We start from the raw sequence: 12,722 nt of genomic DNA, 5'->3' as shown, positions 1-12,722 counted from the left end.
TCCTCTCGTGACACTTCAGCAAGAGATCGTCGGCAACGCCATGCAGATGGCGGTCGTCAGCCTGAACCCCGGCCAGACCGTGTACTGCGAGGCGGGCAAGTTCCTGTTCAAGACGACGAACGTGACCATGGAGACCCGCCTGACCGGCCCCTCCAGCGGCGGCGGACAGCAGCCCCCGGGCGGTCCGCAGGGCGGTCCGAGCGGCTCGGGCGGTGGCATGGGCGGCATGCTGCGCCAGGCCATGGGCACCGCCATGCAGGTCGGCCAGCGCGCGCTCGCGGGCGAGTCGCTGGCGTTCCAGTACTTCACCTCGACCGGCGGCGAGGGCACCGTCGGCTTCGCGGGCGTGCTGCCCGGCGAGATGCGCGCCCTGGAACTCGACGGCACGCGCGCGTGGTTCGCGGAGAAGGACGCCTTCGTCGCCGCCGAGTCCACCGTCGACTTCGGGATCGCCTTCCAGGGCGGCAAGACCGGCCGCAGCGGCGGCGAGGGCTTCATCCTGGAGAAGTTCACCGGGTACGGCACAGTGATCATCGCCGGCGCCGGCAACTTCATCGACCTCAACCCGGCCGACTTCGGCGGCCGCATCGAGGTGGACACGGGCTGCGTGGTCGCCTTCGAGGAGGGCATCCAGTACGGCGTCCAGCGCGTCGGCGGCCTCAACCGCCAGGGCCTGATGAACGCGGTCTTCGGTGGCGAGGGCCTGTCCCTGGCCACCCTGGAGGGCAACGGCCGGGTGATTCTCCAGTCCCTCACCATCGAGAGCCTCGCCAATGCCCTCAAGAAGGCCCAGGGCGGCGACAAGCAGGGCCCGACCGGCGGCCTGTTCTCCACGAACGCCGGATGAGGGAGCACGCCGGCTGAGCGTCCACGCCCGGCCGATGAGTTGCGGGTGCCGGTGGGGTCTGAGCTGATGACAACAGACCCCACCTCCGAAAGGCAGGCACCCGCCATGGGCAAGCTCGTCCTCACCAGCTTCGTCACCCTCGACGGCGTCTACCAGGCGCCCGGCGGTCCCCAGGAGGACCCCCGCGACGGCTTCGACCAGGGCGGCTGGAGCGTTCCGTACGGCGACGAGGACTTCGGCCGGTTCATCGACGAGGTCTTCGGCCGCGTCGGCGCCTTCCTCCTCGGCCGCCGTACCTACGATATCTTCGCCTCGTACTGGCCGAAGGTCACCGACCCGGCCGACCCGGTCGCCGGCAAGCTCAACGCCCTGCCGAAGTACGTCGCCTCGGCCACCCTCACCGAGCCGAAGTGGGCCGGCACCAGCGTGCTCAGCGGCGACCTGGCCAAGGAGGTCACCGCCCTCAAGGAGACCACCGACGGTGAGCTCCAGGTGCACGGCAGCGGCGCCCTCGCCCGCTCCCTGCTCGGCCTCGACCTCGTCGACACCGTCCACCTGCTGACCTTCCCGGTGGTGCTGGGCGCCGGCCGCCGCCTGTTCGCCGAGGGCGCCGTACCGACCGCCTTCCGGCACACCGGCGGACGCGTCACCGCGGCGGGCGTCTCCATCCAGTCCTACGACCTGGCGGGCCGCCCCGAGTACGGCACGTACGAGCTGCCGGAGACGTCCTGACACCCCGCCGGGCCGGACGGCTCCTCACGCGCCGCCGCGCTCAGGGGAACCCGCACCGCGGCGCCGGAAGGGCGCGATGACCTCCCGGACGGCCGCAGCGGCGCCCCCCTCGCGGTCGTCACCGTGCGCGATGGTGCTGAGGAGTTCCCGGAGGTGCAGCAGGGGCATGCGGTCCTCCCAGCCGTCATCGAGCGGCGCCAGCTGCCCGTAGACGCTGAAGAACCGTTCGGAAGCGGGGGGACGCGGCGAGCACCACAGCATGCTCAGATCCACTTCGGGCCAGGTGTAGGACACCGCGGGGTCGATGAGTACCGGGGCGCCGGCATGGTCCGCGAGTATGTTTCCGCTCCACAGATCGCCGTGTGTCAACGCGGGCGGCCGGGACGGGATCAGCTCGGGCAGCGCGGCGCACAACCGCTCCACCGCTTGGCGTTCCTCTTGGTCGAACGCGGCCTCGACCAGCGGTTCCGGCAACCACCGCAGGATCCTGCGCGCCGCGAAGAACGCGTGCCCGTCTTCCTCCCAGGCGTTGTCCTGCCGCATCCGGCCGAGCCAGCCGTCCCGGCTCCAGCCGAACCGGTCGGCGGTCTGCGAGGTGTGCAGGCCCGCGACCATGTGGGCCAGCCGCTCCCAGTACGCCTCGTCGTCGTCACGCCGTGGGCGCAGCACTTCCAGCACCAGGAGCCGCCCGGACACGCCCAGCACCGTCGGCGTCCGTGCGCCGCCCAACTCGCGCAGGGCACGGAGTCCGGCGGACTCCACCTCGAACACATCCGCGTCCACGTCGCGCAAGGTCTTCGCGAACACCCGGCCGCCGTCGGACAAGGTGGCCAGCCCGGCAACCGCGGCCGCTCCTCCGGTCGCCGCCTCGACCGACCGCACGGCGAATCCGGCTTCCGTCAACCGCTCTTGAAGAATCGCTGTCTCCGACACCCGCGCATCAAAGCACGACGCCTGTGACGGTGCCTCGCCCCGCGGCCTGTGCTGTGGGGGGTCTCCGCGGGGCGAGGGTCTTCATCCGCCGTCGATCAGGGAGTCATGCCCGGCGGGCGTCAGCAGTCGTAGTCGACCAGGTCGAACGATTCGTAGTGGTCGGCCGTGTAGTAGTCCTCCTGGGTCTCCTCACCGGTGACGATGCGGCGGGCGCCGCGGTCGGAGGAGCCGGGGGTGATCACCGTGTACTCGTGGTAGTAGCCCGTGGACTGACTGGGCAGGATGCCTTCCCGGTTCTGGAAGACGGTCCCGTCCTGGTCGTAGGGGAAGGGGCCGCCCTGCTCGATCAGTTCGAGCGTGTCGTAGGCCTGCGAGGGCAGGTCGCCGTAGCAGATGGTGCCGACCGCCGTGGCGGTGGCGTTCGCCGACGTGGCGGAGACGGTGCCGCCTACGAGCAGGGCGGACAGGAGCGCGGCTGCGGTGCCGATTCGAGTGATGCGTGGGGGGAATCTCATGGCTCCCATGATGACGCGCGTAGACGATGGCATGTCAATGACAAGCTCGAAGGTTTTTCCCGTCAAGTCCGATCCGTTTTCCGGAAGTTAACCTCCGCCGCTCAGCCGGGCTTCCGGCTCGCCGCTCAGCCGGACTTCTGGCTCTCGGCGGCGGCGAACAGCGCGATCGCCAGCACCACCAGGGCGACGCTCACGTAGATCTCGTATCCGTCGAGGAAACCGACCCGTTGCACGAGGCCGACGTGCCAGTCGGTGAACTCGTGCAGCAGGCCCATCCCACCCTGCACCAGGGCGAGGAGTCCGAGGAATTCCAGCAACTGCTTCATGAGAGACAGGCTCGCCTCGCGGACTTCCCGCCCGCACCAGCCGAAAGTCTCCGGTCCGGCTACTTTGGTCGACGATCCGGCTCGCGGGGAGGTGCCGCGGACCGTCACTGCGTAGCTTTGTCGACTGTGAGCGTCGACGAGACAGTGCCCGAAGCGCCCGCCTTCCCCGGGAGGCGCTGGCTGTTGCCGTCCGCCGTCATCCATGAGCTCGACCCCGACACGGGGCGGCCCGGACGGCGGCCCCGGCGCACCGTGCGCGACTGGATCGTCGACTTCTCCTGCTTCCTGCTGGCCGTGCTCTTCGGCTTGACGGCGGCGGACACCGTGAACAACGACCCGAACACTTCGCACGCTCTCGCCGGCGCCGACCAGCTGCTCGGCGCCCTCGCCTGCGCCGCGGTCTGGCTGCGCCGCCGCTGGCCGGTCGGGCTCGCTGTCGCCATGGTCGTCGTCGGGTTCCTGTCGAACACCGCGAGCGGCGCCGGCCTGATCGCCCTGTTCACGCTCGCCGTGCACCGGCCCTTCCGGTACGTGGCCTGGATCTGCGGTATCTCCGTCGCGCTCGTCCCGCTCTTCTTCTGGCTGCGCCCGGAGCCGGACCTGCCGTATGTGGTGGCGGTCGCGTTCAGTGTGCTGCTCACCCTCGCGGCCGTCGGCTGGGGCATGTTCGTACGGTCCAAGCGGCAGCTCATGCTGAGCCTGCGCGACCGGGCCCGGCGCGCCGAGACGGAGGCGCGGCTGCGTGCGGAGCAGGCGCAGCGGCTGGCCCGGGAGGCCATCGCGCGCGAGATGCACGACGTGCTCGCCCACCGGCTGACCTTGCTGAGCGTGCACGCGGGCGCCCTGGAGTTCCGGCCGGACGCGCCCCAGGCCGAGGTCGCCCGGGCGGCCGGGGTCATCCGGGAGAGCGCGCACGAGGCATTACAGGACCTGCGGGAGATCATCGGCGTGCTGCGGGCGGGCGAGTCCGACGACGCGGGCCGCCCCCAGCCGACGCTCGGCGCGCTGGACATGCTGGTCGCCGAATCCCGCGAGGCCGGCATGAAGGTCACCCTCGACAACCGCGTCACCGACCCCGCGGCCGTCCCCGCCTCCGTCGGCCGCACCGCGTACCGCATCGCCCAGGAGGGCCTGACCAACGCCCGCAAGCACGCCCCCGGCACGGAGGTCACGGTGTCCGTCACCGGCGCCCCGGGCGAGGGCCTCGTGGTGCTGATCCGCAACCCCCCGCCCGACGGCGAGGTTCCCCATGTCCCCGGCTCCGGCCAGGGCCTGATCGGCCTGACCGAACGGGCGACGCTGGCCGGGGGCAGGCTGGAGCACGGGTCGGACGAGGACGGGGGGTTCCGGGTGCGGGCATGGCTGCCGTGGGGGTGACCCCGGCGGCGGCCGGTGCGGAACCTTTTCGCCTCCGCCGGCCCCGTCCGGCCATCCCCCTCAACTCGCCCGGCACAACGGTGATCTGGTGCCGTGCAACCATGATTGCGTGGGGTCGAATCGTGATTACGTGGGGCCCATGACTGCGATCAGGCTGCTCCTTGTCGACGACGACCCGCTGGTGAGGGCAGGCCTGTCCCTGATGATGGGCGGCGCCGACGACATCGAGATCGTCGGTGAGGCCGCCGACGGCGGCGAGATCGAGGCACTCGTCGACCGCACCCGTCCGGACGTCGTCCTCATGGACATCAGGATGCCGTCGGTGGACGGCCTGACCGCCACGGAGCTGCTGCGCGGCCGGGCCGAGGCCCCGCAGGTCGTGGTGCTGACCACCTTCCACGCGGACGAGCAGGTGCTGCGGGCCCTGCGCGCGGGCGCCGCCGGATTCGTCCTCAAGGACACCCCGCCCGCCGAGATCCTCGACGCCGTACGCCGGGTCGCGGCCGGCGACCCCGTCCTGTCGCCCACCGTGACCCGCCAGCTGATGGCGCACGCGGCCGGCACCGCCGCCGATACGCGCCGCACGCGCGCGCGTGCCCGGATCGCCGCCCTCAACGACCGCGAACGCGAGGTCGCCGTCGCGGTCGGCCGCGGCCTGGCCAACGCCGAGATCGCCGCGACGCTCTTCATGAGCGTGGCCACGGTCAAGACCCACGTCTCTCGCATCCTGGCCAAGCTCGACCTCAACAACCGGGTGCAGGTCGCCCTGTTGGCGTACGACGCGGGACTTCTGGAGGAACCGGAGAAGTGATCGAGCCCCCCAGCGGGATCGAAGGGGCGGAGCCCCTTCACATGGCGGCCGCCACCGCGCCGCCCCCCGGAATCTCCGCCAGCGGCACAACCCTCCGCTCCCGTCTCGACACCTCGCACGCCTCGGCGATCCGCAGCGCCTGCAAGGCCTCCCGCCCGTCGCACGGATTGTCCCGCTCGCCCCGCACGACATCGACGAACGCGCCCAACTCGGCCTCGTACGCGGGCCCGAAGCGCTCCAGGAAACCGGTCCACGGCTTGTCCGCGGCCGGCGGCCCCGTCGGCTCGGTGGAGGCGATCGGCGTACGGTCGTCCAGGCCGACCACGATCTGGTCCAGCTCCCCGGCCAGCTCCATGCGGACGTCGTAGCCCGCGCCGTTCAGCCGGGTCGCCGTGGCCGTGGCGAGCGTGCCGTCGTCCAGGGTGAGGAGCGCCGCGCCCGTGTCGACGTCACCCGCCTCGCGGAACATCGCGGGACCCGCGTCGGACCCGGCCGCGTACACCTCCACGACCTCGTGGCCCGTCACCCAGCGCAGGATGTCGAAGTCGTGGATCAGGGTGTCCCGGTACAGGCCGCCCGACAGAAGTAAGGCGGTGACCGGCGGTGGAGTCTGGTCGGAGGTCAGGGCCCGCACGGTGTGCAGCCGCCCGAGCCGCCCCGAGCGCACCGCCTCGCGCGCGCCCGTGTAGCCCGCGTCGAAGCGGCGCTGGAAACCCATCTGGAGGACGGTTCCGGCCGCTTCCACCTCGGCGAGCGCCTGCAGCGTGCCCGGCAGATCGAGCGCTATCGGCTTCTCGCAGAACACGGGAAGGTCCGAGCGTGCTGCCCGACCGATCAGTTCGGCGTGCGCCGAAGTCGCCGTGGTGATCACCACGGCGTCCACGCCCCAGGTGAAGATCTCGTCCACTCCGGGCGCCGCCGTCTCGCCCAGCCGGTGCGCGAGATCCTGGGCCCGGGCCGGGTCGGCGTCCGTGAGGATCAGGGAGCCGACCTCCCGGTGCCGGCTGAGGGTGTTCGCATGAATGGTGCCGATGCGGCCCGTACCGATGACTCCGATGCGCATGGGAACAAACTGCGTGCGGACCAGGCACGCTGTCAATGTGTATGTCCGGACAATCTGACTACAGAACTTCCCGTCAACCATTCCCGGAGCTACGCTCGGCCCCGTGCCGAAACCAGGAGTGGACCCCACCGTGACACTCGAACTCCGTGTCGACCGCAGCAGTCCCGTGCCGTTGTACTTCCAGCTGTCCCAGCAGCTGGAGGCCGCGATCGAACACGGCGCGCTCACCCCCGGCAGCCTGCTGGGCAACGAGATCGAGCTCGCCGCACGGCTCGGTCTGTCGCGGCCCACCGTCCGCCAGGCCATCCAGTCCCTCGTCGACAAGGGCCTGCTGGTGCGGCGCCGCGGCGTCGGCACCCAGGTCGTGCACAGCCAGGTCAAGCGCCCGCTCGAACTGAGCAGCCTCTTCGACGACTTGGAGGCGGCCGGACAGCGCCCGGCGACAAAGGTCCTCGTCAACACGGTCGTCCCGGCGCCGGCCGAGATCGCCGCCGCGCTCGGCGTGGCCGAGGAAAGTGACGTACACCGGGTGGAACGGCTGCGCCTCGCGCACGGTGAGCCGATGGCGTACCTCAGCAACTATCTGCCGCCCGGCCTCCTCGACCTGGACACCGAGCAGCTGGAGGCCACCGGCCTGTACCGCATGATGCGCGCCGCGGGGATCACGCTGCACAGCGCCCGCCAGTCCATCGGCGCTCGCGCGGCCACCGCCGCCGAGGCCGAGCGGCTCGCCGAGGAGGAGGGCGCCCCGCTGCTCACCATGCAGCGCACGACCTTCGACGACACCGGCCGCGCGGTCGAATTCGGCAGCCACACCTACCGGCCGACCCGCTACTCCTTCGAGTTCCAGCTGCTTGTACGGCCCTGAGGTCCCTCTTCCGCGGGATCGCGGTTCGTCGCAATGTCAGGACAAGGCGACCGACGGGGGTGCCGTATGCGGAAACCGACCGGGAGCCGTACGCGGAACCGGTGTCCTTGGCTCCCCCGTACGGCACCCACACCGGCGGTGAGGCAGAATCGGGCCCGATGAGCACCTACGGCAACTTCAGCGCCCCCATCGGCTCCCGCCGCGCGCCGGCGCTCCGCACGGTCGGTACAAGGGAGCGCCGCTCGCACCTGACAGCACCCCGCGTGCCCACGGTCGGTATCGACATCGGTGGCACGAAGGTGATGGCGGGCGTCGTCGACGCCGATGGCAACATCCTGGAGAAGGTCCGCACGGAGACCCCGGACAAGTCCAAGAGCCCCAAGGTGGTCGAGGACACCATCGTCGAACTGGTCCTGGACCTGTCCGACCGGCACGACGTGCACGCGGTCGGCATCGGCGCGGCCGGCTGGGTCGACGCCGACCGCAACCGCGTCCTGTTCGCACCGCACCTGTCCTGGCGCAACGAGCCTCTCCGGGACCGCATCTCCAGCCGTCTCGCCGTCCCGGTCCTGGTCGACAACGACGCCAACGCCGCCGCCTGGGCCGAGTGGCGCTTCGGCGCCGGGCGCGGCGAGGACCACCTCGTCATGATCACGCTCGGCACCGGCATCGGCGGCGCGATCCTTGAGGACGGCCAGGTCAAGCGCGGCAAGTACGGCGTCGCGGGCGAGTTCGGCCACATGCAGGTCGTCCCCGGCGGACACCGCTGCCCGTGCGGCAACCGCGGCTGCTGGGAGCAGTACAGCTCCGGCAACGCGCTGGTCAGGGAGGCGCGCGAACTCGCCGTCGCCGACTCCCCGGTGGCGTACGGGATCATCGAGCACGTCAAGGGCAACATCAACGAGATCACCGGCCCGATGATCACCGAGCTGGCCCGCGAGGGCGACGCGATGTGCATAGAGCTGCTCCAGGACATCGGCCAGTGGCTCGGCGTGGGCATCGCCAACCTCGCCGCCGCCCTCGACCCGTCCTGCTTCGTGATCGGCGGCGGGGTCTCGGCCGCCGACGACCTGCTGATCGGCCCCGCGCGAGACGCCTTCAAGCGCCAGCTCACCGGCCGCGGCTACCGCCCCGAGGCTCGCATCGCCCGCGCTCAGCTGGGCCCCGAGGCCGGCATGGTCGGCGCCGCCGACCTCGCCCGCCTGGTCGCCCGCCGCTTCCGCCGCGCCAAGCGCCGCCGGGTCGAGCGGTACGAGCGGTACGAGCGATACGTGGAGGCCCGCCGTACATCGCAGGGGTCCGCGTGACCCCAGCGATGTCACACCCGGCCGAGTTCCCGGACGAGCCGTCCCGGCCGGCCGAGGGCCGTGGCCACAAGATCCGCCGCAGGGCGATCACCCTGCTCATCATCGGGCTGCTCATCGGGGTCCCGGCCGGCTACCTGGCGATCTCCGCCAGCCAGAGCCGCGACAGCGGCAAGGACAAGGAGGAGAAGTACGCGGCGAGGGGCCTGGCCGAGGGCTGGCCCTCCAAGGTCCAGCGCCGGCTGTACCAGATTCCGGTCCCGCATCCGGCGGACCAGCTGGCGTACTACGAGACCAACAACTGGAAGACCAGCCGCCTGTACGTCCAGTTCCGCACCAGCGAGGCGGGCCTGGACGCCTTCCTCACGGGCATGGGCGTCAACCGGGACGACCTCGAGAAGGGCGAGATCACCATCAGCGCCCGGGACCAGCACATCACCGGCTGGTCGTTCAAGGGTCCCGGCCAGTGGTCGGGCCTCAGGCACACGCAGAAGAACCCGGCCCCCACCCACGACGTCGTGGTGAACCTGGCCAACCCGGTCTACCCCATCGTGTACGTCGTCGCGCGCACGGTTCCATGACGTGGCATGACGTGCGGTGACGGGCCCCCGGTCGGCCGCCGGGGCCGATTGTCAGACCCCGCCCGTAGAGTCGAAGACGAGTGATCCGACACACGGGCGGGAGGTGACAGGAGTATGAGCGGCATGACGGCGATGGCCGACCCGGCGGCGGAAGCCGTCCCCGTCCGGCTCGCGGCGGTGTTCCTGCCCGCCCCGCTTCCCCGCGAGGGGCGCGTGGCCTTCTGGGATCCGGAGGACGGCGGGCTGCCGGCCGCCGACACTGAGCTCACCGTCGTACGACGTCATGGTGCCGGCGTACGCCGCAGGTCCGCCCCCGCCCTGTCGCTCCCGCTCGGCGAGGCCTTGCCCCTGCTCGTGCGCGCCCGGCGCGACCCCGCCGCCCACCCCGCCACCGCCTGCTGGGGTGCGGCCGCACTGCACGCCCTGCGGCTCACGGCCCGTGGCCGGCTGCTCCCCGGCCTGACGGCCACCGGCCACGACGCCTGGCGGGCCGGCCCCCTCGACCCGGACGACCTCGCCCACCTGCGAGCCGTCGCCGCCGCCCTGCCGTACGAAGGGCACGCGGTCCCGCTGCCCGGCCCGGGCCCGATCCGGCTGCCCGCACCGGAAGCGCTGATGCGCTCCTTCCTGGACGCGGTCGCGGACACCCTGCCCCGCACCCCCGCCGCTCCATACGCCTCCGGCAAGCCCTTCGCGGCACGCGAGGCGCAGCGCCTGCCCGACGCCCAGGACTGGGCCGCGGAGGTCGCCGCCGGCATGGACGCGGGCGTGCGGATCTCGCTCCGCCTGGACCTGTCGGCGTACGACCTGTTCGACGACGACGGCGACGGCGCACGCGGCGCGGGCGCCGCGATCGTCCAGGTGCACAGCCTCGCCGACCCCACCCTCGTGGCCGACGCGGCGGCCCTGTGGGCGGGCGCGGCGGACGCCACCTTCGGGCCACGCGCCCGCGTGGACGCGGCCCTCGCCGTGCGGCGCGCCGCCCGCGTCTGGCCCCCGCTCGACCGGCTCACCGAGCAGGACGTGCCCGACGTACTGGCCCTGTCCGAAGAGGAGTTGGGCGACCTGCTCGGTGTCGCGGCCACCCGGCTCGCGGCGGCCGGGGTCGCCGTGCACTGGCCCCGTGACCTGGCGCAGGACCTCAGCGCGGCCGCGGTGGTCCGGCCCGCCCCGGGCTCGGCGACCGACGGCACCGGCTTCTTCGAGAGCGAGGAACTCCTCCAGTTCCGCTGGCAGTTGGCGATCGGCGGCGACCCGCTCAGCGAATCCGAGATGGACGCGCTGGCCGAGGCCCACCGTCCGGTCGTCCGCCTGAGGGACCAGTGGGTGCTGGTCGACCCCGGCCTCGTCCGCAAGGCCCGCAAGCGCGAACTGGGCCTGCTCGACCCGGTGGACGCGCTCTCCGTCGCCCTCACCGGCAGCGCGGAGGTCGACGGTGAGACGGTCGAGGCGGTGCCCGCCGGCACCCTGGCCGCCCTGCGCGACCGACTGACCGCCGGAGTGCGGCCCGCCGAACCGCCCCCGGGCCTGCACGCCACCCTGCGCGACTACCAACTCCGGGGCCTGGCCTGGCTCGACCTCATGACCTCCCTCGGCCTCGGCGGCTGCCTCGCCGACGACATGGGACTCGGCAAGACGATCACCCTCATCGCCCTGCACCTGCGCCGCGCCCGTACCGAACCCACGCTGGTGGTCTGCCCGGCCTCGCTGCTGGGCAACTGGCAGCGCGAGATCACCCGGTTCGCGCCCGGCGTCCCCGTCCGCCGCTTCCACGGCCCGGACCGCAACCTCGACGACCTCGACGGCGGCTTCGTCCTCACCACGTACGGCACCATGCGGTCGGCGGCGCCACGGCTGGCCGAGCAGCGGTGGGGGATGGTCGTCGCGGACGAGGCACAGCACGTGAAGAACCCGTACTCGGCGACGGCCAAGGCCCTGCGCACGATCCCGTCCCCCGCGCGCGTGGCCCTCACCGGCACGCCGGTCGAGAACAACCTCTCCGAGCTCTGGGCGTTGCTGGACTGGACGACACCGGGACTCCTGGGCCCCCTGAAGTCCTTCCGCGCCCGCCACGCGCGGGCGGCGGAGAACGGAGAGGACGAGGAGGCGGTGACCCGGCTGGCCCGCCTCGTCCGCCCCTTCTTGCTGCGCCGCAAGAAGTCCGACCCCGGCATCGTCCCCGAGCTGCCGCCCAAGACCGAGACGGACCATCCGGTCCCGCTCACCCGCGAACAGGCCGCGCTCTACGAGGCGGTGGTGCGCGAGTCGATGCTGGCCATCGAGACCGCGGAGGGCATCGCCCGCAGGGGCCTGGTGCTGAAGCTGCTGGGCGCGCTGAAGCAGATCTGCGACCACCCCGCGCTGTACCTGAAGGAGGACGTCCCGCCGACCGCCACCGACCGACTCCTCGCCCGCTCCGGCAAACTGGCCCTCCTCGACGAACTGCTGGACACGCTGCTCGCCGAGGACGGCTCGGCGATCGTCTTCACGCAGTACGTCGGCATGGCCCGCCTGATCACCTCCCACCTGTCCGCCCGCGCGGTCCCGGTGGACCTCCTGCACGGCGGTACGCCGGTGCCGGAGCGCGAACGCATGGTGGACCGTTTCCAGAGCGGAGCGACACCCGTTCTCGTCCTGTCGCTGAAGGCGGCCGGGACGGGCTTGAACCTCACCCGCGCGGGCCATGTCGTCCACTTCGACCGCTGGTGGAACCCGGCCGTCGAGGAACAGGCCACCGACCGCGCCTACCGCATCGGCCAGACCCAGCCGGTCCAGGTCCACCGCCTCATCACCGAGGGCACGGTCGAGGACCGCATCGCCCAGATGCTGGAGGCCAAGCGCGCCCTGGCCGACGCGATCCTCGGCTCCGGCGAGTCGGCCCTCACAGAACTGACGGACCGCGACCTCTCCGACCTGGTCTCCCTCCGGAGGCCGTCATGACACCCCACCCCGCCGACGAGGCCCGCCGCGCGTTGCGGGCGGCACGGGAGCGTGCCGACGGGGGGACGCCCGCGGACACCGAGCGGCCGGGTGCGCGTATCGAGGGGGAGGTGGAACGGGGGGTTCGTGGGGAGGGTGGGGATGTTGAGGGGGGTGGGGTGGGCCGGGTGTCGGATCGGGGTGGGGAGGTTGGGGATGTCGGGAGGCTTGGGGTGGGCCAGGTGTCTGAGCAGGCGGGGGATCTTGAGAGGCGTGGGGTGGATCAGGAGTTCGGGCGGGCTGGGGAATTTGACGCGCTTGGGGTTGGCCGGGTGTCGGAGCGGGTTGGGGAGGTTGGGGGTCTTGAGGGGGCCGGGGTGGAGCAGGTGGCTGAGTGGGCAGCGGAGGTTGGGGATCTTGAGACGCCTGGGGTGGATCAGGAGCTC

12 protein-coding genes are annotated in these 12,722 nt (G+C 72.0%); 8 read left to right on the top strand and 4 right to left on the bottom strand.

What is annotated here, in order from left to right:
- Positions 1-7: 7 nt before the first annotated feature.
- On the top strand, positions 8-847 hold the full coding sequence (locus AB0I77_RS41235; protein ID WP_363287974.1) for an AIM24 family protein: 840 nt from the start codon (positions 8-10) through the stop codon (positions 845-847).
- A gap of 105 nt (positions 848-952) precedes the next feature.
- A complete protein-coding gene (locus AB0I77_RS41230) occupies positions 953-1,579 on the top strand; it encodes a dihydrofolate reductase family protein (RefSeq protein ID WP_363288045.1) in 627 nt (208 codons plus the stop codon).
- A 24-nt stretch (positions 1,580-1,603) separates the two neighbouring features.
- Here AB0I77_RS41230 and AB0I77_RS41225 read toward each other — a convergent pair whose 3' ends face one another.
- From AB0I77_RS41225 to AB0I77_RS41215, 3 genes are all read right to left on the bottom strand, one after another.
- Positions 1,604-2,512: a fructosamine kinase family protein gene (locus tag AB0I77_RS41225; RefSeq protein WP_363287973.1), complete on the bottom strand. Its 909-nt coding sequence runs from the start codon at positions 2,510-2,512 to the stop codon at positions 1,604-1,606.
- Positions 2,513-2,631: 119 nt separating this feature from the next.
- Positions 2,632-3,027, bottom strand: coding sequence for a ribonuclease domain-containing protein (locus AB0I77_RS41220; RefSeq protein WP_363287972.1), 396 nt, complete (start codon positions 3,025-3,027; stop codon positions 2,632-2,634).
- Between the two features lie 125 nt (positions 3,028-3,152).
- Positions 3,153-3,353: a hypothetical protein gene (locus tag AB0I77_RS41215; protein WP_363287971.1), complete on the bottom strand. Its 201-nt coding sequence runs from the start codon at positions 3,351-3,353 to the stop codon at positions 3,153-3,155.
- A 117-nt stretch (positions 3,354-3,470) separates the two neighbouring features.
- Here AB0I77_RS41215 and AB0I77_RS41210 point away from each other — a divergent pair, with 117 nt between their 5' ends.
- Positions 3,471-4,730, top strand: a complete 1,260-nt coding sequence (locus tag AB0I77_RS41210) for a histidine kinase (RefSeq protein ID WP_363287970.1) — start codon at positions 3,471-3,473, stop codon at positions 4,728-4,730.
- Positions 4,731-4,869: 139 nt separating this feature from the next.
- Positions 4,870-5,541 (top strand): response regulator transcription factor, encoded by a 672-nt coding sequence (locus AB0I77_RS41205; protein WP_363287969.1) that lies wholly within the window; start codon positions 4,870-4,872, stop codon positions 5,539-5,541.
- A gap of 37 nt (positions 5,542-5,578) precedes the next feature.
- On the opposite strand, the gene AB0I77_RS41200 is transcribed toward AB0I77_RS41205, so the two are convergent.
- Entirely contained in the window at positions 5,579-6,604 is a 1,026-nt protein-coding gene (locus tag AB0I77_RS41200; protein WP_363287968.1) for a Gfo/Idh/MocA family oxidoreductase, read from the bottom strand.
- Between the two features lie 130 nt (positions 6,605-6,734).
- Here AB0I77_RS41200 and AB0I77_RS41195 point away from each other — a divergent pair, with 130 nt between their 5' ends.
- The 4 genes from AB0I77_RS41195 (at position 6,735) to AB0I77_RS41180 (ending at position 12,297) form a co-directional block, all read left to right on the top strand.
- A complete protein-coding gene (locus AB0I77_RS41195; RefSeq protein ID WP_363288044.1) occupies positions 6,735-7,472 on the top strand; it encodes a GntR family transcriptional regulator in 738 nt (245 codons plus the stop codon).
- A 158-nt stretch (positions 7,473-7,630) separates the two neighbouring features.
- Positions 7,631-8,779: an ROK family glucokinase gene (locus AB0I77_RS41190; RefSeq protein ID WP_363288043.1), complete on the top strand. Its 1,149-nt coding sequence runs from the start codon at positions 7,631-7,633 to the stop codon at positions 8,777-8,779.
- Positions 8,776-9,357 carry a sugar kinase gene (locus AB0I77_RS41185; RefSeq protein ID WP_363287967.1) on the top strand — a complete coding sequence of 194 codons (582 nt, stop codon included), beginning with the start codon at positions 8,776-8,778 and terminating at the stop codon, positions 9,355-9,357. The genes AB0I77_RS41190 and AB0I77_RS41185 overlap by 4 nt, the downstream gene beginning before the upstream one ends.
- A gap of 114 nt (positions 9,358-9,471) precedes the next feature.
- Positions 9,472-12,297: a DEAD/DEAH box helicase gene (locus AB0I77_RS41180; RefSeq protein WP_363287966.1), complete on the top strand. Its 2,826-nt coding sequence runs from the start codon at positions 9,472-9,474 to the stop codon at positions 12,295-12,297.
- The last annotated feature ends 425 nt before the right edge of the window (positions 12,298-12,722 follow it).

The sequence above is a fragment of the Streptomyces sp. NPDC050619 genome (genome assembly GCF_040654815.1).
Lineage (GTDB): Bacteria > Actinomycetota > Actinomycetes > Streptomycetales > Streptomycetaceae > Streptomyces.
The sequence above is the reverse complement of the archived record's forward strand: the minus strand, read 5'-3'. Positions and strand labels throughout refer to the sequence as shown.